At 66.9% G+C, this 21,724-nt stretch carries 25 protein-coding genes; 8 read left to right on the top strand and 17 right to left on the bottom strand.

All coding sequences use genetic code 11. The features are described 5' to 3' along the window. Positions 1-146: 146 nt before the first annotated feature. From EQZ23_RS12730 to EQZ23_RS12715, 4 genes are all read left to right on the top strand, one after another. Positions 147-1,286, top strand: a complete 1,140-nt coding sequence (locus tag EQZ23_RS12730; RefSeq protein WP_128454839.1) for a homoserine O-acetyltransferase — start codon at positions 147-149, stop codon at positions 1,284-1,286. After that, on the top strand, positions 1,283-1,717 hold the full coding sequence (locus tag EQZ23_RS12725; protein ID WP_128454838.1) for a GNAT family N-acetyltransferase: 435 nt from the start codon (positions 1,283-1,285) through the stop codon (positions 1,715-1,717). Before EQZ23_RS12730 ends, EQZ23_RS12725 begins: the two co-directional genes overlap by 4 nt. After that, positions 1,714-2,313: a methionine biosynthesis protein MetW gene (gene metW / locus EQZ23_RS12720; RefSeq protein WP_128454837.1), complete on the top strand. Its 600-nt coding sequence runs from the start codon at positions 1,714-1,716 to the stop codon at positions 2,311-2,313. The genes EQZ23_RS12725 and metW overlap by 4 nt, the downstream gene beginning before the upstream one ends. A gap of 96 nt (positions 2,314-2,409) precedes the next feature. Next, positions 2,410-2,790, top strand: coding sequence for a response regulator (locus EQZ23_RS12715; protein WP_128454836.1), 381 nt, complete (start codon positions 2,410-2,412; stop codon positions 2,788-2,790). Here the strand turns inward: EQZ23_RS12715 and EQZ23_RS12710 are convergent. Genes EQZ23_RS12710 through EQZ23_RS12685 form a run of 6 tightly spaced genes read right to left on the bottom strand, consistent with a single transcriptional unit; the run spans position 2,787 to position 8,738 of the window. Continuing rightward, a complete protein-coding gene (locus EQZ23_RS12710; RefSeq protein ID WP_240663560.1) occupies positions 2,787-4,319 on the bottom strand; it encodes a PAS domain-containing protein in 1,533 nt (510 codons plus the stop codon). The two genes, EQZ23_RS12715 and EQZ23_RS12710, sit on opposite strands and share 4 nt — an antisense overlap. 5 nt (positions 4,320-4,324) lie before the next feature. After that, positions 4,325-4,924: a single-stranded DNA-binding protein gene (gene ssb / locus EQZ23_RS12705; protein WP_128454835.1), complete on the bottom strand. Its 600-nt coding sequence runs from the start codon at positions 4,922-4,924 to the stop codon at positions 4,325-4,327. Positions 4,925-4,932: 8 nt separating this feature from the next. Next, a complete protein-coding gene (gene feoB, locus EQZ23_RS12700; protein ID WP_128454834.1) occupies positions 4,933-6,795 on the bottom strand; it encodes a ferrous iron transport protein B in 1,863 nt (620 codons plus the stop codon). Between the two features lie 13 nt (positions 6,796-6,808). Next, entirely contained in the window at positions 6,809-7,084 is a 276-nt protein-coding gene (locus tag EQZ23_RS12695; protein ID WP_128454833.1) for a FeoA family protein, read from the bottom strand. A 41-nt stretch (positions 7,085-7,125) separates the two neighbouring features. Further along, complete coding sequence (locus EQZ23_RS12690) at positions 7,126-7,779, bottom strand: COQ9 family protein (protein ID WP_128454832.1); 654 nt, start codon at positions 7,777-7,779, stop codon at positions 7,126-7,128. Then, positions 7,776-8,738, bottom strand: a complete 963-nt coding sequence (locus EQZ23_RS12685) for a DMT family transporter (RefSeq protein WP_128454831.1) — start codon at positions 8,736-8,738, stop codon at positions 7,776-7,778. The genes EQZ23_RS12690 and EQZ23_RS12685 overlap by 4 nt, the downstream gene beginning before the upstream one ends. A gap of 50 nt (positions 8,739-8,788) precedes the next feature. On the opposite strand from EQZ23_RS12685, the gene EQZ23_RS12680 reads away from it, so the two are divergent. Further along, on the top strand, positions 8,789-9,877 hold the full coding sequence (locus EQZ23_RS12680; RefSeq protein WP_128454830.1) for an alkene reductase: 1,089 nt from the start codon (positions 8,789-8,791) through the stop codon (positions 9,875-9,877). A 345-nt stretch (positions 9,878-10,222) separates the two neighbouring features. Beyond that, the gene (locus tag EQZ23_RS12675) at positions 10,223-10,714 is read left to right on the top strand and encodes a hypothetical protein (RefSeq protein ID WP_240663559.1); all 492 of its coding nucleotides are present in this window, start codon (positions 10,223-10,225) and stop codon (positions 10,712-10,714) included. Positions 10,715-10,737: 23 nt separating this feature from the next. Here the strand turns inward: EQZ23_RS12675 and EQZ23_RS12670 are convergent, their stop codons facing one another. The 10 genes from EQZ23_RS12670 to gltX all read right to left on the bottom strand — a co-directional run bounded on the left by EQZ23_RS12670 (position 10,738) and on the right by gltX (position 18,472). Next, positions 10,738-11,553: a DUF1206 domain-containing protein gene (locus EQZ23_RS12670; protein ID WP_164913448.1), complete on the bottom strand. Its 816-nt coding sequence runs from the start codon at positions 11,551-11,553 to the stop codon at positions 10,738-10,740. 153 nt (positions 11,554-11,706) lie between these two features. After that, positions 11,707-11,907 carry a DUF4169 family protein gene (locus EQZ23_RS12665; protein WP_128454828.1) on the bottom strand — a complete coding sequence of 67 codons (201 nt, stop codon included), beginning with the start codon at positions 11,905-11,907 and terminating at the stop codon, positions 11,707-11,709. Next, positions 11,900-12,442, bottom strand: coding sequence for a GNAT family N-acetyltransferase (locus EQZ23_RS12660; RefSeq protein ID WP_128454827.1), 543 nt, complete (start codon positions 12,440-12,442; stop codon positions 11,900-11,902). The genes EQZ23_RS12665 and EQZ23_RS12660 overlap by 8 nt, the downstream gene beginning before the upstream one ends. A gap of 13 nt (positions 12,443-12,455) precedes the next feature. Continuing rightward, on the bottom strand, positions 12,456-12,878 hold the full coding sequence (gene ribH / locus EQZ23_RS12655) for a 6,7-dimethyl-8-ribityllumazine synthase (RefSeq protein ID WP_128454826.1): 423 nt from the start codon (positions 12,876-12,878) through the stop codon (positions 12,456-12,458). Next, on the bottom strand, positions 12,878-14,035 hold the full coding sequence (gene ribB / locus EQZ23_RS12650; RefSeq protein WP_128455563.1) for a 3,4-dihydroxy-2-butanone-4-phosphate synthase: 1,158 nt from the start codon (positions 14,033-14,035) through the stop codon (positions 12,878-12,880). Before ribB ends, ribH begins: the two co-directional genes overlap by 1 nt. Continuing rightward, positions 14,025-14,636: a riboflavin synthase gene (locus EQZ23_RS12645; protein WP_128454825.1), complete on the bottom strand. Its 612-nt coding sequence runs from the start codon at positions 14,634-14,636 to the stop codon at positions 14,025-14,027. Before EQZ23_RS12645 ends, ribB begins: the two co-directional genes overlap by 11 nt. After that, the gene (gene ribD / locus EQZ23_RS12640) at positions 14,636-15,706 is read right to left on the bottom strand and encodes a bifunctional diaminohydroxyphosphoribosylaminopyrimidine deaminase/5-amino-6-(5-phosphoribosylamino)uracil reductase RibD (protein WP_128455562.1); all 1,071 of its coding nucleotides are present in this window, start codon (positions 15,704-15,706) and stop codon (positions 14,636-14,638) included. The genes EQZ23_RS12645 and ribD overlap by 1 nt, the downstream gene beginning before the upstream one ends. A gap of 23 nt (positions 15,707-15,729) precedes the next feature. Then, positions 15,730-16,077 carry a hypothetical protein gene (locus EQZ23_RS12635; RefSeq protein WP_128454824.1) on the bottom strand — a complete coding sequence of 116 codons (348 nt, stop codon included), beginning with the start codon at positions 16,075-16,077 and terminating at the stop codon, positions 15,730-15,732. 76 nt (positions 16,078-16,153) lie between these two features. Then, the gene (locus EQZ23_RS12630) at positions 16,154-16,822 is read right to left on the bottom strand and encodes a TonB family protein (RefSeq protein WP_164913447.1); all 669 of its coding nucleotides are present in this window, start codon (positions 16,820-16,822) and stop codon (positions 16,154-16,156) included. 318 nt (positions 16,823-17,140) lie between these two features. Next, a complete protein-coding gene (gene gltX, locus EQZ23_RS12625; protein WP_128454822.1) occupies positions 17,141-18,472 on the bottom strand; it encodes a glutamate--tRNA ligase in 1,332 nt (443 codons plus the stop codon). A 97-nt stretch (positions 18,473-18,569) separates the two neighbouring features. Between gltX and EQZ23_RS12620 the strand changes: the two genes are divergently transcribed. Continuing rightward, a complete protein-coding gene (locus EQZ23_RS12620; RefSeq protein WP_128454821.1) occupies positions 18,570-19,508 on the top strand; it encodes a ribose-phosphate pyrophosphokinase in 939 nt (312 codons plus the stop codon). Between the two features lie 209 nt (positions 19,509-19,717). Here EQZ23_RS12620 and EQZ23_RS12615 read toward each other — a convergent pair whose 3' ends face one another. After that, positions 19,718-20,047, bottom strand: coding sequence for a PilZ domain-containing protein (locus tag EQZ23_RS12615; RefSeq protein ID WP_128454820.1), 330 nt, complete (start codon positions 20,045-20,047; stop codon positions 19,718-19,720). A gap of 235 nt (positions 20,048-20,282) precedes the next feature. Here EQZ23_RS12615 and sucC point away from each other — a divergent pair, with 235 nt between their 5' ends. Next, a complete protein-coding gene (gene sucC, locus EQZ23_RS12610; protein ID WP_128454819.1) occupies positions 20,283-21,485 on the top strand; it encodes an ADP-forming succinate--CoA ligase subunit beta in 1,203 nt (400 codons plus the stop codon). The last annotated feature ends 239 nt before the right edge of the window (positions 21,486-21,724 follow it).

Here is a 21,724-nt window from a genome sequence, read left to right as displayed (position 1 = left end):
ATTTGTGCGTGGATACGATGTGTGTTGATCGGCTGCAAAGATTGGTGGCCGTGCCCTTCGGATGATCCTCCCCCTGGCGGGGGAGGATAGAGGATGCTGACGACTGCACGCTGGTGCGACCGCGCGCGCTTATGGTAGCGCGCGGCATGCCCGACACGCCTGTCATCGACCACACCATCGACAGCCGCTTCGGTCTCGCGCGGCGCGTGACCCTGCCGGGGCCGCTCAGGCTCGACGGCGGCGTGCTGCTGTCGCCCGTGGACATCGCGTATGAGACCTACGGCACGCTCAACGCCGACGCCTCGAACGCCGTCCTGATCTGCCACGCACTCACCGGCGACCAGCACGTCGCGTCGCACCACCCCCGCACCGGCAAACCCGGCTGGTGGACCCGCATGGTCGGCGAGGGGAAGCCGATCGACCCCGCCCGCCACTTCGTCGTCTGCGCAAACGTGCTTGGCAGCTGCATGGGATCGTCGGGGCCGGCGACGATCAACCCGGCGACCGGCCGCCCCTGGGCGATGGCGTTCCCGGTCATCACGATCCGCGACATGGTGCGTGCGCAAGGCATGCTGCTCGATCATCTCGGCATCGGCGTGCTGCACGCGGTGGTCGGCGGATCGATGGGCGGGATGCAGGCGCTGAGCTGGCCCGCGACCTTCCCCGACCGGGTGAAGGCGTGCGTCGTGATCGCCTCGACCGCGCGCCATACCGCGCAGAACATCGCGTTCCACGAGGTTGGGCGCCAAGCCGTGATGGCCGATCCGAACTGGCGCGGCGGCGACTATCACGACGACGACGCACCGACCGCGGGGCTGGCTGTCGCGCGGATGGCGGCGCACATCACGTATCTGTCGGAAGCCGGGCTGACCGAGAAGTTCGGGCGGCGGTTGCAAGCACGGGATGCGAAGTCGTTCGGGTTCGACGCCGATTTCCAGGTCGAGAGCTATCTGCGGCACCAGGGCCTAGCGTTCACCGACCGGTTCGACGCCAACTCCTATCTCTACATCACGCGGGCGATGGATTATTTCGATCTAGCGGAGGAGCATGGCGGCCTGCTCGCCAACGCCTTCCGCGCAACCAAATCGCGGTTCTGCCTCGTGAGCTTCGACACCGACTGGCTATATCCGACCGCCGAATCGCGCGCGATCGTCCAAGCCTTGAACGCGGCCGGTGCGCCGGTCAGCTTCGTCGAACTGTCGAGCCCGTATGGCCATGACGCGTTCCTGCTGGAGGCGCCCGACCTGAACCGGGTCGTCGACGGCTTCCTGAGGGCCGGGCGATGACGCTCATTCTCTCCGACGACGCGGCCAAGTTGCAGATCGACCGCATCCACGCGTGGTTGGCGAGCAGTTACTGGTCGCCCGGCATCGAGCGGTCGCTGGTCGAACGCGCGATCGCCGGCTCGCATTGCCTCGGCGCATACCAAGCCGGCCTGCAAGTCGGGTTTGCGCGAATGATCACCGATCACGCGACGTTCGCGTGGCTCGCGGACGTCTGGGTCGAGGAGTCGGTGCGCGGGCAGGGGCTTGGGCGGCGAATGGTGAGCTGGTTCCTCGATCACCCGTCGTTCGCCGGACTGCGGCGGATCGGGCTGGTCACGGCCGACGCGCACGGCGTGTATGCAGACCTCGGCTTTCATCCGCTGGTCCGCGCCGATCGCTACATGGAGCGGCTTGCACCGGGCCTCGCCGAGCACTTACGGACCGCATCATGACGCCCCCCGAAACATTGCGGACCGACCTGGCCGTCATCGCCGAGAACGTCGCGCAAGGGAGTCGGGTGCTCGATATCGGCTGTGGCGACGGTGCGCTGATGGCGGCGCTCCGCGACACCCGGGACGTCGATGCGCGCGGGCTGGAGATCGACGCGCGCAACGTCGCCTCGGCGGTCGCACGCGGGTTGTCGGTGATCCAGGGTGACGCGGATATCGACCTCGCCGGCTATCCCGACGGCAGCTTCGATTACGCCATCCTCAGCCAGACGCTGCAGACCGCACGCGCGCCTGACCTGGTGCTCGATCATCTGCTTCGGATCGGTCGGCGCGCGTTCGTCAGCTTCCCAAATTTCGCGCATTGGCGCGTGCGGCTGTCGCTGCTGTGGGGCGGGCGGATGCCGGTGACGCGGCAATTGCCCGAGAGCTGGTACGACACGCCCAACATCCACCACGTCACGATCGACGATTTCCGCAGCTTCGTGAAAGCGCGCGGCATCATCGTCGAGGATGCGTGGTTCCTGTCGGGGGAAAAACGCACCGGGGCGGCGGCGGCGAACCTGCTGGCCGAGCACGCGGTCTTCCTCCTACGCCGGTAACGCGACCGCGATAAAAATGTAACACTATGACACACCATACTGAGTGAGATCAGTATCAGCGCGGAACCGATCGGTCGCCGACCGGTTAACACGCGGATGACCAAGACCGCCCTCATTGTCGAAGACGAGATTTTCGTCGCGCTCGACCTGGAGAGAATTCTCACCGATGCCGGCTATGGCGTCGCGGGAATCGCGGCCGATCGCGAGAGCGCGATCGCGGCTGCACCCGGATGCAGCTTCGCCTTTGTCGATATCAACCTGCGCGACGGACCGACCGGGCCCGAAATCGCGCGACGCATGGCCACGGACTACGGCGTGAAAGTCGTATTCGTCACCGCGAACCCCGCGCAGATCGGCGATGCGGAATGCCTCGGCTATATCCGCAAGCCGTTCAGCGACGCGGCGATCTTGGCTGCGGCTGCACTGGCCTGCGACGAGCAGCCGGCCGTCCACGACGACGTCATCCGCATCGTCTAGCGGCTGAACGCGGCCTTCGGGATGTCGAGCACGACGGTCAGGCCCGAGGCGTTCCACTGCCGATCGATATTGCCGCCCAACTGACGCACCGCGCTCATTTCGATGAGCTGCGTGCCAAACCCCGCCGGGGTCGTTGGTTCGCTGACGACAAGCCCACCTTCCTCGCTCCATGTCAGCCTGACCATGTCGTCGGCCGCGGTCACGATGATCCGTACGAAGCCCAGCTCGGTGGCGAGCCCGCCATATTTGGTCGCGTTGGTCGCCAGCTCGTGGAACAGCAGGGCAAGCGGCGTGGCGGAGCGATCGTCGATCGTCACGTCGTCGCCCGACACCGTCACGCGCACCGAGTCGACGCGCTGATACGGCTCGAACAGCTCCTGCAAGAGGCCGTGCAGGCTGTTCTGCGCCGCCGATGGGCGCGAGTTCGCACTGTGCGGCCGGACGAAGTCGTGCGCGCGGCCCAGCGCAGTGATGCGGTGACGCAGGTCGGTGGCGATGCCGGCGAATTCGGGCTTGCCGCGCGCCGCGAACGCGATCAGCCCGGCGATCACCGCGAAGATGTTCTTGATGCGGTGGCTCAGCTCCTGGCTGATGATCTCGCGCTCTTCATAGGCGAGCTTCTGCTCGTGGATGTCGGTGCACGTTCCGAACCAGCGCTGGATCGCACCGCCTTCGTCCCGCACCGGCAGCGCGCGGCCGAGCACCCAACGATAGGTGCCGTCGAAATGCCGCAGTCGGTATTCGATGTTGTACGGCTCGCCCGTGTCGAGCGAGTGCCGCCAGACCGACCAGGCACGATCCTGATCCTCGGGATGGAACATGTCGTTCCAGCCTTCGCCGTCGGTCGTCCCCGGGGGCGTGCCGGTAAATTCGTACCAGCGCACATTGAAATAATCGTGGAAGCCATCGGGCAGCGTCGACCACACCATCTGCGGCATGGTGTCGGCGAGCGTGCGGAACTTGAGGTCGCTCGCCTCGAGAACGCGGCGCGCCTCGGCCTCGGCAAAGGCCTGCTCGCGGGCTGTGCGACGATCGTCGAGCCGGCCCATCGCCGCCTTGGCGAGCAACGTGAGGCCATCGCGCTGGAACCGCGTCAGTCCCTCGCGGGCGTCGGGCGCCAGCACGCACAGCGCGCCGAGCGGGACGCCTTCGCTGGAGACCAGCGGCGCGCCCGCGTAGAACCGCACATACGGCTCGCCGGTCACCAGAGGGTTGTCGACGAAGCGCGGATCGCTTCGCGCATCGGGCACTTCCATCACCTCGTAATGGTGCATCGCGTGCGCGCAGAACGACATGCTGCGCGGGGTCTGCTCGAGCTCGGTGCCGCTACGCGCGAGGAACCGCTGATATTCCTCCTCGACCAGGCTCAGCAACGCAATCGGCGCGTCGCAAAGCTCGGCCGCGAACGACACGATGTCGTCGAGCTGACCCTTCGCGCGCGCGCCCGCCACGTCATAGGACGAGATCACGCGCGAACGCTCGGCCTCGTCGAACACGGTCCTGGTCGGAATGGAATACAGCGTCGTCACGGACCTTAGAACGGCACGTCGTCGTCGAGATCGTCCGAGAAGCCGCCGGTCTGGCCGAAGCTGCCGCCGCGTGCGCCGCCGCCATTGCCGCCACCCGAGGGTGCGCTGCCACCACGACCGCCACCGCCGCCGTAACCGCCGCCGCCACCCGACGAGCCGCCGCCAAAGTCGTTGCCGCCGCCACCGCCGGCCCAGTCGTCGCCGCCGCCGCGGCTACCACCGCCGCCGCCTGCGCCGCCGCCCTGGCCGCCATTCGGGCCGTCGAGCATCGTCAGCACGCTGTTGAAGCCCTGCAGCACGATCTCGGTCGAGTACTTGTCCTGGCCCTGCGCGTCCTGCCATTTGCGGGTCTGGAGCGCGCCCTCGATATAGACCTTCGAGCCCTTGCGCAGATACTTTTCCGCGACGTTGGCGAGACCCTCGTTGAAGATCGCGACCGAATGCCATTCGGTCTTTTCCTTGCGCTCGCCCGACATCTTGTCCTTCCAGGACTCGGATGTCGCGATGCGCAGATTGACGACCTTGCCGCCGTTCTGGAATGCCTTGCTCTCGGGATCGCGACCCAGATTGCCGACGATGATGACCTTGTTGACGCTGCCTGCCATGTTGCCCCTCAGAGGCCGGCGAACACCGCCAGCCAGTATGTAATGCCAGCCATGATGTAGGCGGCGGCGAACAAATAGCCAACCATGAACGCCGGCCATTTCCACCCATTGGTCTCGCGACGGGTTACGGCGATCGTCGAAATGCACTGCGGCGCGAACACGAACCACATCAGGAAGGCGAGCGCGGTCGGCAGGCTCCAGCGGCCTCGGAGGTTCTCGACCATTGCCTTGCCGCCCTGGTTGCTCTCGGGATCGTCGATTGCGTAGACCGTGCCGATCGCCGCCACCGCGACTTCGCGCGCGGCCATCGCCGGGATCAGCGCGAGGACGATGTCGCGGTTGAAGCCGATCGGCGCGAACACCGGTGCGATGCCGTTGGCGATGCGCCCGGCGACCGAATAGTCGACCGGCGAGACCTTGCTGCCCTCGGGTGGCTTGGGGAAGCTCAGCATCACCCACAGCACCACGGTGGAGACGAGGATGATGCCGCCGGCGCGCTTCAGGAAGATCTGTGCGCGGCTCCACAGGCCGATGCCGACGTCGCGCCACTGCGGCCACTGATATTTGGGCATCTCCATCATGAAGCCCGACGACACGCCCTTGGTCACCGTCCGGCGCAGCACCAGCGCGGCGACGAACGCGCCGACGATGCCCATCACGTACAGTCCGAGCATCACCAGCCCCTGAAGCCCCACGAACGGCAGCACCTGCGTGTTCGGAATGAACGCGCCGATGATGAGGGTATAGACCGGCAGCCGCGCCGAGCACGTCATCAGCGGCGCGATCAGGATCGTCGTCAGCCGGTCCTTCTCGTCGTCGATCGTCCGCGTCGCCATGATCCCGGGAATCGCGCACGCAAAGCTCGACAGCAGCGGAATGAACGCGCGGCCGGACAGCCCGACACTCGCCATCACCCGGTCCATTAGGAACGCCGCGCGGACCATGTAGCCGCTCGCCTCTAGGACGAGGATGAAGAGGAACAGGATCAGGATTTGCGGCAGGAACACGATCACCGCACCGACGCCCTTGATCACCCCGTCGACCAGCAGCGAGCGAAGCAGCGAGGGGGGAAGTTCGGACGTGATCAACGCCTGCAACGCGGTGAAGCCGCCGTCGATCGCGTCCATGAACGGCTGTGCCCAGCTGAACACCGCCTGGAACATCAGGAACATGATCGCGAGCAGCAGGATCGGCCCGGCCACCGGGTGCAGCGCGACCGCGTCGAGCATGTGAGTCCAGCGGCGGACGGTCGTCTCGGACACGGTCGCCGACGTGGCGATTGCGCGCGCGCGGCGCTGGAGCGTGACGATGTCGTCCTGCACGCTGCCGTCGGATTTACGCAATCGCATCGGCCCGTTGACGACGATACCCGACAGTGCCGCCTTCAGCTCGTCGAGGCCGCGCTTGCGCACCGCGACGGTCGGGATCACCGGCACGCCGAGTTCGCGTTCGAGCACCTTGGGATCGAGTTTGAGCCCATCGCGCTCGGCGAGGTCGACCATGTTGAGCGCGACCACGACCGGCAGGCCCAGCGCGATCAGCTGGAGCGTGAAGCGCAGATGATTGTCGAGATTGGCGGCGTCGACGACGACGACCAGCGCGTCAGGCAGGCGCTCGCCGTCCTGCGTGCCGGTGACGACGTCGCGTGTGACTCGCTCGTCGGGGGAGGAGGGTTCCAGGCTGTACGCGCCGGGCAGGTCGACCAGTTCCACGGGGCGCCCGTCGTCGAGCATCAGTCGCCCGACCTTCCGCTCGACCGTCACGCCCGGATAATTGCCGACCTTCTGGCGCGCACCCGTCAGCGCATTGAACAGCGCGCTCTTGCCGGCGTTGGGATTGCCGACCAGCGCGACCAGCGGTGCTGCGTTCATTCTTGAAGGCTGATTATTCGGCGGCGGCGGGCGTCGGCGAAACGTGGATGGCGCCCGCGACGGCGCGGCGCAGCGCGACGGTCATGCGACCGATCCGGCAGGCGATCGGCCCCTGGCCGAGAGTCGCGCGGTGCAGGACCTCGACATCGACGCCCTCGTCGAAGCCCAGTTCGCGCAACCGGCGTGCCTCGGGGCCCGCGAGTCGCGCCCAGTCGATCGCGGCCACGATGCCGTGCTGCTTGCGAGGCAGGGTTTCGAGACTGACGGAAGGATCGCGACGGGTTTCCATGATGCGAGTGATTATCAGTAACCGTCGGGGAAGGAAAGCCCTTACGCCGTCGGATAGCGCAACCGGCCGACGAACCGCGACAGGCTGAAGCCATGCTCGGTCCGCTTGAGGAATCCCGCCTTCGCCTTCTCGAACCGCATGATCCCGTCGATCCGCCGCGCGAGGAACGCGCGGGTGTCGGCAAGGCCTTCGCTCTCGTCGTCGAGAAACACCGTGACCGTCGAGGCGTACACGCCGAGCAGGATGGTCCGCTTGGTATAGTGGTTATAGTCGGTCGCGACGTCGCCTGCGGCGTGCCAGACCGTGTCGACCGTGCGCCAGCCGAGCCGCGTGGTCTTCGCCAAATTCTTCGGCAGCGCCAGGATCGCCAGCGCGCGACGCAGTGATTCGCGATCCGCCGACGTCGCATCGAGCCGCGCCTCGATCAGCGCGGTGATCTTCTCGCGGACCTTCATGAGCGCGAGTCGCTCGGGCGGGACCGCGGCGAGCATCACGCCGTCGATATGCGCGAACCACGCGTCGATCATATCGACCGGGCCGTGCTTGAACGCGAGCGCGGCGACGTCCTTGTCGACCCCTGCGCCGTCCGCGGCCATGTCGCGCGCGGCGTCGCCCCAGCCGTCGAACGCCGCGTTGGCGGCGATGCCGGGGGCGAGCTTTGCGCGGATTTCGTCGAGCGTAAGGTCCTGGGTCATACCGTCTCCTGCCGTTCAAAATCAGGTGTATCAAGCGCCTCTTCAAGAGGCACCACAACCGGGGGCGACCGGCGAACGAGCACCAGCGCCACCGCGACCATGACGACGCCGACCAGATCGGCCGCACCGAGCCGCTCGCCGTACACGAACCAGCCGACGATGCCCGCCACCACCGGCTGGATCAGCAAGGCGATACCGATCACCAGCGGCGAGAACCGGCCGAGCGCGTAGATCATCAGCCCCTGGCCGATCACCTGGCTGCACAGAGCGAGCCCGATCAGCGGCCCCCAGTGCGTCGGCAGCACGCGCTCGCCCATCGCCAGCGCAAATATCAGCAGCGGCACGATCCCCGCGAGCGTCGACAGCGTCAGTGCGGAAACCGGGGCAAGCGTCGCCCGCGCGCGCGCCATCAGGATGAAATAGATCGTGTAGAGCAGCCCCGCGAGCAGGCAGAACAGATCGCCCGCCAGGTTCTTCGCATCGAGCTGGTACGACCGCCCGAGCAGCAACGCGCCGCCCGCCGCCGCCAGTGCGAGCGCCCAGCCTTGCGTCCGCGTCGGCCAGCTTCGCGCGATCAGGAAGCCGTAGATCGGGAAGATCAGCGTCGCGACGTTGCCGAACAGCGTGGCGTTGGCGAGCGTCGTCCGCAGGATGCCGAGGTGCCACGTCCCGAGGTCAGCGGCAAAGCACACGCCGCCGAGCAACAGCCCTGCCCATAATTTCCATCCCAGCCGCCGCGGTCGCGCGCCTTGCTGGACTGCGAGCGCGACCAGGAACGGTACCGCCAGCGTCAGTCGCCAGAAGCCGGCGGCGACCGGCCCGACCTCGGTCGCGCGGACGAACCACGGCCCGAACGCCAGCGCGACGTTGGCGATGATCAGCGCGACGAACGCGATCAGCCCTGGTGTGGCCGGCGTATCGGGCACGCTAGATAATCTTTGCGGGTCGGGGCGGTGCATGCGGCCGTGTAGCCTCCTATCTTCCGCCCGTCAGGCATTAAGGAGTTTCCATGCCAAGCCTTTTTGATTCCGTAACGATCGGCGCAGTCGACGCGCCCAACCGCATCCTCATGGCGCCGCTCACTCGCGGGCGTGCCGACAAAGATGCAGTCCCGTCCGACCTGATGGTCGAGTATTACACGCAGCGCGCGAGCGCCGGTCTGATCATCTCGGAAGCCACCGGCATCAGCCGCGAAGGCCTTGGCTGGCCGTTCGCGCCGGGTCTTTGGACCGATGCGCAGGTCGCCGCTTGGAAGCCCGTCACCGACTCGGTGCACGCCGCTGGTGGCCGGATCGTCGCGCAGCTGTGGCACATGGGTCGTCAGGTCCATTCGTCGGTGATCGGCACACAGCCCGTGTCGTCGTCCGCCACCGCGACCGAAGGCCAGGCGCACACGTTCGAGGGCAAGCAGGATTTCGAGGTCGCGCGTCCGCTCGAGCTGAACGAAATCCCGCGCCTGCTCAACGACTATGAGCTGGCGACGAAGAACGCGATGGCGGCCGGCTTCGACGGCGTTCAGATCCACGCCGCGAACGGCTATCTGATCGACCAGTTCCTGCGCGACAACGCGAACCTGCGTACGGACGAGTATGGTGGCTCGATCGAGAACCGTATCCGCCTGCTGCGTGAAGTAACCGAGCGCGTCATCTCGGTCGCCGGTGCCGATCGCACGAGCGTCCGCCTGTCGCCCAACGGCGATTCGCAGGGCGTCGACGACAGCAATCCCGAGCCGCTCTTCACCGCCGCCGCCAAGGCGCTGTCGGATCTCGGCATCGCGTTCCTCGAACTGCGCGAGCCCGGCCCCGACGGCACGTTCGGCAAGACCGACGTGCCGAAGCTCAGCCCGGCGATCCGCAAGGTCTTCAAGGGCGTGCTGGTCGTGAACTCCGACTATACGACGGTCGAGGAGGCGCAGGCGGAGCTCGATTCGGGCAATGCGGACGCGATCAGCTTCGGTCGCACGTTCATCGCCAATCCGGACCTGCCCGCACGTCTTCGCGCCGGCGCGGCGCTCGCGAAGGACGACGCCAAGACGTGGTACAGCCGCGGCCCCGAGGGCTATATCGACTATCCCGCGCTGCAAACCGCCAACGCATAAGTGATAGGGGGCCGGCTTACGGCAGCCGGCTCCCATACCCCGACGTCGCCGGCACCCACCCCGTCGCCGGGCCCCTAACTCGTCGCCCACACCCCGCGCCCCACACTGTTGCCCGCCCCCCACCTCCGTCACCCCAGCGAAAGCTGGGGTATCCCTCTTGGGTCGCGACGACTGCCTCACGATAAGATCCCAGCTTTCGCTGCGATGACGGGAGGGTGTTGAGATGAAGGCTCGGCGGAATGCCGGGCCGGCGGGGTCTCGGCAGACCGATTGTCACCGGTGCCGCCATCGCCTAGCAGCGCGCTTCCGCGCCGTGGGCGCGCACAGGTGACGACAGGATTTGCAATGACCGATGGCTGGCCGAGCGGCAGGGGACCGGGGCCGCTCATGCCCGGTACCGCCGACCGCGCCGCGCGACGGGCGGAGGAGCGGGCCAGGGACCGCGACCAGCGCGCGAAAGAACGGCTGGCCGCATCCGAACAGCGCTCCGAATCGCGTGCCGCGCAACGCGACCTCCAGTCGCAGGAACGCGAACGTGCCCGTGAAAGCCGGCGCATCGAGGATGATCAGCGCATCAAGGCACGGCTCGACGCCCCGCCGACCAATGATGTCGAGGCGCTGAAGATCTCCAAGCGCCGTCGCTCGGGCGCGCTTGCGCGCAGCGGCGACGAATCGAAGACCGATCGCGACACCCGCAGCTACAAGACGATCGTCGACGTCGCGCGCATCCGCACGCTCGCGGATCGCGGTGCCTCTCTGTCAGGACTGGCGGGTGCGTTCGGGATCACGATCGAGGAGGTCGAAGCGGCGTTGTCGCAGACCACGCCGCAGACCTGACGCCGCAGGACTGACGCCCGGCGTCAATTGGTCCCGGGCAGGTCGACATGGATGCGACGAAAGCGCGCTTCGACCAGGCTGTACGCGCCGAACAGCGCCAGTCCGATTCCGGTAAGCACGAGCAGCCATTTGCCCCCCGGCTGCGCCTGCAACATTTGCAGCGCGTCGGCGACGCCGCCCGCATCGCTGGCATGCGCGCTCCACGCCGCCAGTCCGAACAGTCCCGCGACGATCAGGAACACCAGCGCGCGGGCGCCGTAGCCGATCCGGCCCACCGTACAGACGTAACCGGGCAGGGGCGCATCGCCGCGCAGGTCCTTGATGAAATTGCCGCGCCACGCCTTTTGCGCCTGCTGGAATGCCGCGACCAGGATACCGATCGCGACAGCGCCGACCAGTACCCGACCCGCCGGTTGATCGAGCAGCAGCGCGGTCCAGTCGCGCGCGCTTTCGTCGCCGGGCGAGACCGCACCGTCCCGCGATCCCGCGTTCATCGCGAGCTTGGCCGCGGTCCAGGCGAGGACCACATGCGCGATTCCGCTGACGAGATGGCCGATGCGCTTGAGGCTGCTCTTGACGTCGCTGCCGATCCGCTCGGGATTGGCGGCCGCCTCGGTCAATCGCCAGACCGCGTACCCCAGGAGCCCGGCCGCAATGATCGCGAGTAGGACCGGCCCGAACGACTCGTTCGCCATCGACCCGATCGCACCCTGGTTGTCCGCCACCTCGCCACCGCGCAACGCGGCGTCGACGGCGAACCAGCCGACCAGGATATACACCACGCCGCGCGCGGCGAAGCCGAGCTTGGCGAGCAATGTTGCGTTGGTATCGGAAATCATGACGGCCCCTTTATTACGCAGGCATAACGGCGCTTCGCCCGCTACGTTCCTGATGGGGGCACTGTACCTTCCCACCCACGCCGTCATCCTGGGCTCGACCCAGGATCCAGAGGCATAGGAGCCTGCGTTCCCCAGGATGACAGAGGGCGTGGGTTAACCCGACGTGTCGTCCGACGGTCCAGCCTCGAGCCGCGCGCCGTCGAGCGTTTTCTCGACCCGTTCCCGCACGCGCGCTTCCGCCGCCTTCTCCGCCGCGGTCCGCCCGAACAGCCGCCGGTTCTGGTCCGCCTGCACGGCCGACGCCACGCGGTTCCGCTGCTTGCGCGCCAGGCGAAGGTTGATCACCTCACCCATGTGCCGCCCTATGCGCGCGCCATTCGGCAGCCGTCTGACCCCAATCATCGACCGGCAACGTCTCGAGCGGGGGAGGGAGCATCGTCGGCCCGCGATTGGTCGAACCGAGCCGGCGGGCCAGCGCGATCGACTCGGCGTTGTCGGGGGCGATGGTGTGCATGACGTCGGTCCACCCCAGCACGTCGATGGCATAGTCGATCGTCGCGACCGCGGCCTCGCGCGCGTAACCGTGGCCGGCGAATCGCGATGCCAGGCCCCAGCCGATCTCGGTGCCCGGCCAGCCCTCGGGCTGCCACGGGCCGATCCGGCCGAGCCATTCGCCGGTGTCGCGCAACGTCACCGCGAACATCGAGAAGCCGCGAATGCTCCACGCGCCGGCCATCGCGCATAATCCGCGCCACGCGACGCTGCGCGGCTGCACGCCGCCGAGATAGCGCATCGTCACCGGATCGGCGTGGAAAGCGTACCACGCCTCGACATCCTCCGGCGCCAACGGCCGGAGCAACAGGCGCTCGGTCACGAGCACCGGCATCATGCCGGACGCCGGCTCACGCGATGAAGCGGTCCTTGAGCGCCAGCATCGCCAGTGCAGCCTTGGCCGCGCCGCCGCCCTTGTCGCCCTCGGTCGGCTTTGCGCGGGTCAGTGCCTGCGCCTCGGTCTCGGTGGTCAGGATGCCGTTGCCGATCGGCAGGCCGTCCATGGTCAGTTGCATGATCCCACGCGCGCTCTCGCCCGCGACGATCTCGAAATGATAGGTCTCGCCGCGGATCACGACGCCCAGCGCGACATACGCGTCGAACGTCTCGCTCTCGGCCGCCAGCGCGATCGCACCGGGGACTTCGAGCGCGCCAGGCACCGTGATCATCTCGTGGGTGTGGCCAGCGGCTTCGATCGCCGCCTTGGCGCCTTCGACGAGGAGGTCGTTCAGATGGTCGTAGAAACGCGCTTCGACGATGAGGAGATGCGCCATCAGGTAAGACTTTCTATGCGTCGCTCGCCGACGATCGACAGGCCGTAGCCATCGAGCCCGACCAGCGTGTGATGCGTATTGGTGATCAGGACCATGTCGTGCACGCCGAGTTCGGTCAGGATCATCGCGCCGACGCCGTAGTCGCGCAGTTCCTCCATGTCCGGGGTGATCTCCGCACCCGCCTTGCGCAATACGGCCGAGGTGAAGGTGTTGCCGCGCGGACGGTTGATGACGACGATCACGCCCGCGCCCTCGTCCGCGATCATCTGCATCGAGCGCGCGAGGATACGGCCGCGATCGCCCGATTCGCCGAAGATGTCGGCGAACGGCGACAGCGCATGCATGCGGACGAGCGTTGGCGTGGCGGGGTCGATCCTGCCCTTGACCAGCGCGACCTGCTCGGTGCCGGTCGCCTTGTTCCAGAACGTCAGCGCGGTCCAGTCGCCGCCCCATTCCGAGGTGAACTTCGCCTCGGCGCGCTTCTCGACAAGGTGATCGTAGCGGCGGCGATACGCGATCAGGTCGCGGATCGTGCCGATCTTGACGTTGTGGAACTGCGCGAAGGTGACGAGGTCGTCCATCCGCGCCATCGTCCCGTCCTCGTTCATGATCTCGCAGATCACGCCCGAGGGGTTGAGCCCGGCGAGCCGCGCGACGTCGACCGCCGCCTCGGTATGGCCGGCGCGGATCAGCACGCCGCCGTCGCGCGCGACCAGCGGGAAGACGTGGCCGGGGGTGACGATGTCCGGCTTGCCCTTGGTCGCATCGACCGCCACCGCGATGGTGCGCGCGCGGTCCGCGGCCGAGATCCCGGTGGTGACGCCTTCGAGCGCCTCGATCGAGACGGTGAACGCGGTCTCGTGCCGCGTGCCGTTGTTGCGGCTCATCAGCTCGAGCCCGAGTTCCTCGGTCCGGTCCTTGGTGAGCGCAAGGCAGATCAGGCCACGGCCGAACTTGGCCATGAAGTTGATCTTCTCAGGGGTCGCCATCTGCGCGGGGATGACGAGATCGCCCTCGTTCTCGCGATCCTCGTCGTCGACCAGGATGAACATCCGGCCGTTGCGTGCCTCGTCGATGATCTCTTCGGGCGTCGAGAGATAGCCGTGCTTCAGGCGCGATAGTTCGGCAGTCCGTTCGGCGGTGCGGTCAGCTGGCAGTGGCACGGTAATGCTCCATCCGTTGGAGATAGCGGGCGAGGACGTCGATCTCGATATTGACCGATTGGCCCTGCTGGATCGTCCCGAGCGTGGTCACGCCCCAGGTATGCGGGATGATGTTCAGGCCGAATTCGACCGTACCGTCGACGTCTTTGACGGCGTTCACCGTCAGCGAGACGCCGTCGACCGTCACCGAACCCTTGGGCGCGATGAACGGCGCGATCTCGGGGCCGGCGCGGACCGTGAGGCGGTGCGAGCCACCCTCCTCGGTGATCGCGACTACGGTGCCGAGTCCGTCGACATGCCCGGTGACGATGTGGCCGCCAAGCTCGTCGCCGAGCTTCATCGCGCGTTCGAGGTTGAACTGGCGACCCTGCGTCCACTGATCCTTCGCGGTGCGGCTGATCGTCTCGCCCGAGACGTCGACAGCGAACCAGTTCGGACCCTTGTCCACGACGGTCAGGCAGACGCCCGAACATGCAATCGACGCGCCGAGATCGACGGTCGCGGTATCATAGGCGGTGCTGACGACGACGCGCGTATCGCCGGGCGACTCCACGCTCGCGACAGTGCCGATGTCGGTGACGATTCCGGTAAACATTATCCCTCGTTTCGTTCGCGCTCGTAGACCTCGAGCCGGTCCATGCCAAGTTGTCGTGCGTCGACCAACGCCCAGCGTTTGTGCGCAGTGCCCAGGTCAGTGAGGCCGATATCGCCGAGTGCGGGCTTGCCGGCTCCGATCAGGATCGGCGCGCGGTAGAGCAGCAGGCGATCGACCAGATCCGCCGCAAGGAACGCCGACGCTACGGCCGCGCCGCCCTCGACGAGGATATGGTCGACGGCGGGAAGGGCGGCGATGTCTCGCGGGGAGGCGATGACGGTCCAGTGCTCGCGGTCCGTGGCCTCCCACTTATTACCGTCGCCCCAGCGAAAGCTGGGGTCTCCCGGTGAGGTTCCGTCGCGGTCGCCAACTGAAATATTCCAGCTTTCGCTGGAACGACGGGTTGGCGGAAGGGTGCTCGACAGCATCACACGCTCCGGCCCACGCGCTTCCAACCCCGGCAATCGCACATCGAGTCGCGGTGCATCGGCCTCGTACGTGCCGCGTCCGACGAGAATCGCCTCGTGCCGACTCCGCTCCAGATGCGCATGGGCGCGGGCTTGCGGCCCGGTGATCCACCGGCTCGTTCCGTCCACCATCGCGATGCAGCCGTCGAGCGACGTGGCCAGCTTCAGCGTAACGTGAGGCCGCCCGAGAGCTTGGCGCGTGAGAAACCCTGCCATCGAGCGGCGCGCTTCGTTCGACCGTACGCCGCTTACTACCGCGATGCCGGCAGCCTTTAGTCGGGCGAACCCCAAGCCCGACGTCCGCGTATCCGGGTCCTCGATCGCCGCGACGACTCGGGAAACACCGGCCGCGATCAGGAGGTCGCTGCACGCCGAACCGCGTGGCGACACGTGCGCGCAGGGCTCGAGCGTGACGTAGCATGTCGCCCCACGCGCGCGCTCGCCCGCTTCGGCCAGCGCCATCGCCTCCGCGTGAGGTCGTCCGCCGGCTTGCGTCCAGCCACGTCCGACGACCCGGCCGTTCGCGACGATCACGCATCCCACGCCGGGGTTGGGCGCGGTCCGTCCGCGCCCCCGCTCGGCCAGCGCCAGCGCGGCGCCCATCCAGCGGGCCTCGAGCACTTGGGTCAGATGCCCATCTTATTGAGCTTGTCGTCCAACCGCTTGAACGAGGCGCGCTGCGCATCCTCGCGCGCCTTCTGCTCGGCGCGCCTCTTGGCCTGGATCGGCGCGTCGAGCTTCTGCTGCGCGATGATCTCAGCATCGGTCCGGTTGGCCGGCCATTGCTCGACATAAACGATGTTCGGTCGATACTCCTTCTCGACGTACGAATCCTTCATGAACGCGTAGATCAGGAAGCTCGTCACGCCGAGTGCGGCTATGAGAAAGATCAGCTCGTACGGCTGGCGCTGACTCAGGAAGAGCCGCAGGTCGCGATAGGCGACGATCGGTGAGAAGCGACGGAAAAGGCCCATGGCGCAGAAGATAGGGGTGCGGAGCCGGCGAGGCCAGCCCCGCGCACCCCAGCTTTGGTTCTGCAAGACGCCAGGGTCAGTTCTGCAGGACGAAGGTCAGCGACATCGATCGCCACGCCTTGACCGGCACGCCGTCGCGAGTCGCGGGCTTGAACCGCCATTTCGCCATCGCCCGGTCGAGCGTCGCGCGGTAGAAGGTGTCGGTGGTCGCGCTGATCCGCTCGACCTGCTTCACGCGGCCATCGACGCCCACCAGCACGCGCACCACGACCTTGCCCTCGCGTTCGGCGCGGCGTTCCTCTGACGGATAGCTCGGCTGGAAGTCGGCGGCGTACCGCGGGTCGATCCCCGGCTGGACGAAGACCGGTGCGGGTTTGGGCGGATCGATAGCGACGGTCCCGGTTCCGGTGCCCTCGACACCGATCGGCGGTATGTAGGGCAGCGGATCGGGGGTGACGGCAAAGCCCTCGGTTTGCGGGATCTGCACCACCGTGATCGGCGCATCGGGACGCGGGGCGGGGCGCGGCTGCTGGCGAACCAGCGGATCGGCGGGCGGCACCGGTTCCGGCGGGGGCGGCGGGGTGTACGGAACATAGGTGATGAGCGGCCCCTCGGGTGGTGTACTCGTCACCAGTCCCGGTGCCGCGAAGAACAACGCCCCGATCACCGCACCATTGATGACCAGCGCAACGCCAAGGCTTCCGGGATTGAATCCGCCCGTCCGGTTCAGTCGATCCGCGTACATGTCCGTCTCCCCTGTATCTCCTCGAGGATGGCGGCGAGGTAGATACCGCTGAATGGGATGGTACATCGTTACATTTTGAAGGCAAGGGGGGGGAATGAAGGTTCGGGGCGACACACGTCTTTCCATTTTTACCCCCACCCCGGCCTCCGCCGGGGGGGTGGAGCGGGCCTAGCAGCACGACCTGAAGAGGCGGCGCACGCAACCCGACCGCCAGCCCACCCTTCCGTGTTCTCCCGCGAAGGCGGGAGCCCAGTCTGGACTCCCGCCTTCGCGGGAGAACATTCTACCTTCTGTTGGCCGCAATCTAACGCGCGGGCGTCACCGCGCCGCCAACCGCGCCAACGCCCGCTCGCGCCCGATCAACGGCAGCAGCGCCGCCATGTCCGGCCCATGATCGCGCCCGGTCAGCGCGAGCCGCAGCGGCAGGAACAGCGCCTTGCCCTTGCGCCCCGTCTCCGCCTTCAGCCGCGCGGTCAGCGCATGCCAGGGATCGCCCGACCAATCGATCGCCTCGGCCGCCGCCAGCGCCTGGTCGAGATACGCCGCGTCCACCTCGCCCTTCGCCTCGACCGCCACCGGCCCCTCGATCACGCCCCACCAGTCCGCCGCATCCGCCAGCGTCACCAAGTTCGGCCGCACCGCTTCCCACGCCGCGACGTCCATTCCCGCCGGCAGCCGCTCGGCGACGTCCTCATACGCCAGGCCATGCAGGATCCGCGCGTTCAGCTGCGCCAGCTCCGCCTCGTCGAACCGCGCCGGCGCCCGCCCGAACCGGGCAAAGTCGAACCCGGCGATCAGCGGCGCGGCGTCGGCGATCGGCTCGACCGGATCGCTCGTCCCGATCCGCGCGAGCAGCGCACGCACCGCCTGCGGCTCGATCCCGACCTCGCGGAAATGATCGACGCCGAGCGAGCCGAGTCGCTTCGACAGCTTCCCCTCCGCGCCCGTCAACAACGCCTCATGCGCAAACCGCGGCGGCTCGGCGCCCATCGCCACGAACATCTGCAACTGGAGTGCGGTGTTCGACACGTGATCCTCGCCGCGCACGACGTGGGTCACGCCCATCTCGGCATCGTCGATCGCCGACGGCAGCATGTACAGCCATGATCCGTCCGCGCGCCGGATCACCGGATCGCTCATCGTCTTTGCCTCGAAATGCTGAGCCCCGCGGATCAGATCGTCCCAGTCGATCGCCGAGTCGTGATCCAGCTTGAACCGCCAATGCGGCTTCACGCCGTCCGCCTCCAGCTTCGCGCGCGCGTCGTCGTCCAACGCCAGCGCAGCGCGATCATAGATCGGCGGCAACCCACGCCCGGCCTGGATCTTCCGCTTCAGGTCGAGCTCCTGCGAAGACTCGTACGCCGGATAGACATGTCCGCTCGCGACCAGCTCGGCGAACCGCGCCTCGTACAGCGCGAACCGCGCCGACTGCCGCTCCTCCGCATCGGGCGTCATCCCGAGCCAGTCGAGATCGGCGCGGATCGCCTCGACGAACCGCTCTTCGCTGCGTTCGGGATCGGTATCGTCGATCCGCAGCACGAATTTGCCGCCCTGCGCGCGCGCGAACATCCAGTTGTGGAGCGCGGTACGGATGTTGCCGACATGCAGGCGGCCGGTGGGCGAGGGGGCGAAACGGGTAATCACGGTCATGGCTTCGCTGTAGGTAGCAAGGCGCAAACGGGCAAACCCTTCCACCGAACGATAGCTGCGCCTAAGGGGTGCGCGAGATCGAGCGGGGAAGACCTACATGAAACTGATGACCGGCAATTCGAACCTGCCACTCGCGCAGGAGATCGCCGCCTATCTCGAGACGCCGTTGACCGATGTCAGCGTGCGCCGGTTCGCCGACGAGGAAGTGTTCGTCGAGATCAACGAGAACGTCCGCGGCGAGGACGTGTTCGTGATCCAGTCGACCGGCTATCCGGCCAACGACAACCTCATGGAACTGCTCATCATGATCGACGCGCTGAAGCGTGCGTCGGCACGGCGCATCACCGCGGTGATCCCGTACATGGGCTATGCGCGGCAGGACCGGAAGCCGGGGCCACGCACGCCGATCTCGGCCAAGCTGGTCGCCAACCTGATTACCGTCGCCGGCGCCAACCGCGTGCTGTCGGTCGATCTGCACGCCGGGCAGATCCAGGGCTTCTTCGATATCCCGACCGACAATCTCTACGCGGCGCCCGTCATGTCCGCGGACATCCTCGCCCGGTTCAAAGGCAAGAACCTGATGGTCGTGTCGCCCGACGTCGGCGGCGTGGTCCGCGCGCGCGTGCTCGCCAAGCGGCTCGACAATGCGCCGCTCGCGATCGTCGACAAGCGCCGCGAGCGCGCGGGCGAGTCGGAGGTCATGAACATCATAGGCGAGGTCGAGGGGCGTTTCTGCATCCTGATCGACGATATCGTCGATTCGGCGGGCACGTTGTGCAACGCGGCGGCGGCGTTGAAGGCCGCGGGCGCGGAGGACGTCGTCGCCTATGTCACGCACGGCGTCCTGTCGGGCGGCGCGGTGGCGCGGGTCGAGGGTTCGGAACTGCGCGAACTGGTGATCACCGATTCGATCGGCAATCACGACGTGATCAAGGGCGCCCACGGCAAGATTCGCCACCTCCAGATCGCACCGTTGCTCGGCGAGGCGATCAAGCGGATCGCGGACGAGACGTCGGTCTCCAGCCTGTTCGACTGATGACGGACGCAGGCGCGGCCACGCCCGCGCCGATGACCGCAACGCGGTCAGCGCCCGGCACGGCCGGCGGTCGCGCGTAGCGAGAACCGTCCGACGACGACGGCTTTGCCGACGTCTTGGGCCGTTTTCCTGCGAACGCAGGAATCCAAGGTAACTAAAGGCCGCGCTGAATAACCTGGGCTCCTGCGCTCGCAGGAGAACGCAGCCGTCTATCGCTGCGACAGCGCCACGATATGCTCGAACACCGCTGGATGCAGCGGCTTGGCGAACGCGCAGCCATATTTGAACTTGTCGCGCCAGGCGACCACAGCCTCCAGCGCGGCGAGCCCCGGTAGCGTCAGCCAGACGACCGTACCCGGCCACAAGGTAAAGCTCGTTTCCGCCCGGAACCCGGAAAGCGACAGGTCGGTGACCTCGATCTCGAACCGGGTCTGGCCACGATCGCGCAGATGCGCGCGCATCTTGACCGCACGGCGAAGCGCCTGACGAAGCTCCTCGCCGGTCGAATCGGTGGGCTCGAGAGAAACGGGCTGTGTCATGGCACTGCGATACCCGAAAAGGGTTACCATTGTGCAAACGGCCCGACGAGCGGCAAAGGTCCGCGCGTCACGGCGCTCGGCGCCGTACTAGAATCCCGCCGCGCAACGCCCTCGAACGCATCTTGTTGCGAACGAGACGCAACTGCAAATGCCTTAAGGGTGGATTTGCAGCCCGCCCTGTGCTTTACGCCCAACCAATTCCCGAGTTTCCTAAAAATTGCGTGGAGCCTTCCCGATGAACATCCATGAATACCAGGCCAAGGAACTGCTGGCCAAGTTCGGCGTCCCCGTCCCCGCCGGTTTCGCGGCGCTGACCGTCGAGGAGGCCGTCGAGGCCTCGAAGAAGCTTCCCGGACCGCTCTATGTCGTCAAGGCGCAGATCCACGCCGGCGGCCGCGGCAAGGGCAAGTTCGTCGAGCTCGGCCCCGACGCCAAGGGCGGCGTTCGCCTCGCCAAGACCGAGGACGAGGTTCGCGCAGCCGCGACCGACATGCTCGGCAACACGCTCGTCACGATCCAGACGGGTGACGCGGGCAAGCAGGTCAATCGCCTGTACGTTACCGACGGCGTCGACATCGAGAAGGAATTCTACCTCGCGCTGACGCTCAACCGCACCACCGGCCGGGTGATGATGGTGGCCTCGACCGAAGGCGGCATGGACATCGAGGCGGTCGCGCACGACACGCCCGAGAAGATCCAGTCGATCGACATCGACCAGGCGACCGGCTTCATGCCGCATCACGGCCGCGCCGTTGCCGCCGCGCTCGAACTGACCGGCGATCTCGCCAAGCAGGCGGCCAGCACCGCGTCGAAGCTGTATGACGCGTTCATGGGCACCGATGCCGAGCAGATCGAGATCAACCCGCTCGCCGTCACCAAGGACGGCAAGCTGATGGTGCTCGACGCGAAGGTCGCGTTCGACGGCAACGCGCTGTTCCGCCACAAGGACCTGCTGCAGCTTCGCGACGAGACCGAGGAAGATCCCGCAGAGCTCGAAGCGTCGAAGTACGACCTGGCCTACATCAAGCTCGACGGCGACATCGGTTGCATGGTCAACGGTGCCGGCCTCGCGATGGCAACGATGGACATCATCAAGCTGAACGGCATGTTCCCCGCCAACTTCCTCGACGTCGGCGGCGGCGCCAACAAGGAGAAGGTGACGGCCGCGTTCAAGATCATCCTCGCGGATCCGAACGTGAAGGGCATCCTCGTCAACATCTTCGGTGGCATCATGAAGTGCGACATCATCGCAGACGGCATCGTCGCCGCGGCGAAGGAAGTGAACCTGTCGGTCCCGCTCGTCGTCCGCCTCGAGGGCACCAATGTCGAGAAGGGCAAGGAGATCCTCGCGAACTCCGGCCTGGCGATCGTTCCCGCGAACGACCTCGGCGATGCGGCCAAGAAGATCGTCGCAGAGGTGCAGAAGGTCGCGGCGTAACGCGCTTCGCTTCGCATACTGATTCTGCGAAAACGGGGCTCGGACGGAAACGTCCGGGCCCTTTTTCGTTCGATCACATGACGCACCTCGCGATCCTCCCCCGCCAGGGGGAGGTGTCGCCGAAGGTGACGGAGGGGGAGGACACGAAACAGGCGTTACCGTGTCCTCCCCCTCCGTCTGGCAAGCGCCAGCCACCCCCCCTGACGGGGGAGGATCGGTGGAATGCCAACTGGTCTGCC

The organism is Sphingomonas sp. UV9, from assembly GCF_004101245.1.
In the GTDB taxonomy this organism is placed as follows: domain Bacteria; phylum Pseudomonadota; class Alphaproteobacteria; order Sphingomonadales; family Sphingomonadaceae; genus Sphingomonas.
This window is presented reverse-complemented; position numbering and strand designations above follow the sequence as displayed.

Bases quoted from the DNA above. Each gene is read 5' to 3' on its own strand.
- EQZ23_RS12730 (WP_128454839.1), top strand. From the start codon at position 147: ATGCCCGACACGCCTGTCATCGACCACACCATCGACAGCCGCTTCGGT.
- EQZ23_RS12725 (WP_128454838.1), top strand. From the start codon at position 1,283: ATGACGCTCATTCTCTCCGACGACGCGGCCAAGTTGCAGATCGACCGC.
- metW (WP_128454837.1), top strand. From the start codon at position 1,714: ATGACGCCCCCCGAAACATTGCGGACCGACCTGGCCGTCATCGCCGAG.
- EQZ23_RS12715 (WP_128454836.1), top strand. From the start codon at position 2,410: ATGACCAAGACCGCCCTCATTGTCGAAGACGAGATTTTCGTCGCGCTC.
- ssb (WP_128454835.1), bottom strand. From the start codon at position 4,924: ATGGCAGGCAGCGTCAACAAGGTCATCATCGTCGGCAATCTGGGTCGC.
- feoB (WP_128454834.1), bottom strand. From the start codon at position 6,795: ATGAACGCAGCACCGCTGGTCGCGCTGGTCGGCAATCCCAACGCCGGC.
- EQZ23_RS12695 (WP_128454833.1), bottom strand. From the start codon at position 7,084: ATGGAAACCCGTCGCGATCCTTCCGTCAGTCTCGAAACCCTGCCTCGC.
- EQZ23_RS12690 (WP_128454832.1), bottom strand. From the start codon at position 7,779: ATGACCCAGGACCTTACGCTCGACGAAATCCGCGCAAAGCTCGCCCCC.
- EQZ23_RS12685 (WP_128454831.1), bottom strand. From the start codon at position 8,738: ATGCACCGCCCCGACCCGCAAAGATTATCTAGCGTGCCCGATACGCCG.
- EQZ23_RS12680 (WP_128454830.1), top strand. From the start codon at position 8,789: ATGCCAAGCCTTTTTGATTCCGTAACGATCGGCGCAGTCGACGCGCCC.
- EQZ23_RS12675 (WP_240663559.1), top strand. From the start codon at position 10,223: ATGACCGATGGCTGGCCGAGCGGCAGGGGACCGGGGCCGCTCATGCCC.
- EQZ23_RS12670 (WP_164913448.1), bottom strand. From the start codon at position 11,553: ATGATTTCCGATACCAACGCAACATTGCTCGCCAAGCTCGGCTTCGCC.
- EQZ23_RS12665 (WP_128454828.1), bottom strand. From the start codon at position 11,907: ATGGGTGAGGTGATCAACCTTCGCCTGGCGCGCAAGCAGCGGAACCGC.
- EQZ23_RS12660 (WP_128454827.1), bottom strand. From the start codon at position 12,442: ATGATGCCGGTGCTCGTGACCGAGCGCCTGTTGCTCCGGCCGTTGGCG.
- ribH (WP_128454826.1), bottom strand. From the start codon at position 12,878: ATGGCGCATCTCCTCATCGTCGAAGCGCGTTTCTACGACCATCTGAAC.
- EQZ23_RS12645 (WP_128454825.1), bottom strand. From the start codon at position 14,636: ATGTTTACCGGAATCGTCACCGACATCGGCACTGTCGCGAGCGTGGAG.
- ribD (WP_128455562.1), bottom strand. From the start codon at position 15,706: ATGGGCGCCGCGCTGGCGCTGGCCGAGCGGGGGCGCGGACGGACCGCG.
- EQZ23_RS12635 (WP_128454824.1), bottom strand. From the start codon at position 16,077: ATGGGCCTTTTCCGTCGCTTCTCACCGATCGTCGCCTATCGCGACCTG.
- EQZ23_RS12630 (WP_164913447.1), bottom strand. From the start codon at position 16,822: ATGTACGCGGATCGACTGAACCGGACGGGCGGATTCAATCCCGGAAGC.
- gltX (WP_128454822.1), bottom strand. From the start codon at position 18,472: ATGACCGTGATTACCCGTTTCGCCCCCTCGCCCACCGGCCGCCTGCAT.
- EQZ23_RS12620 (WP_128454821.1), top strand. From the start codon at position 18,570: ATGAAACTGATGACCGGCAATTCGAACCTGCCACTCGCGCAGGAGATC.
- EQZ23_RS12615 (WP_128454820.1), bottom strand. From the start codon at position 20,047: ATGACACAGCCCGTTTCTCTCGAGCCCACCGATTCGACCGGCGAGGAG.
- sucC (WP_128454819.1), top strand. From the start codon at position 20,283: ATGAACATCCATGAATACCAGGCCAAGGAACTGCTGGCCAAGTTCGGC.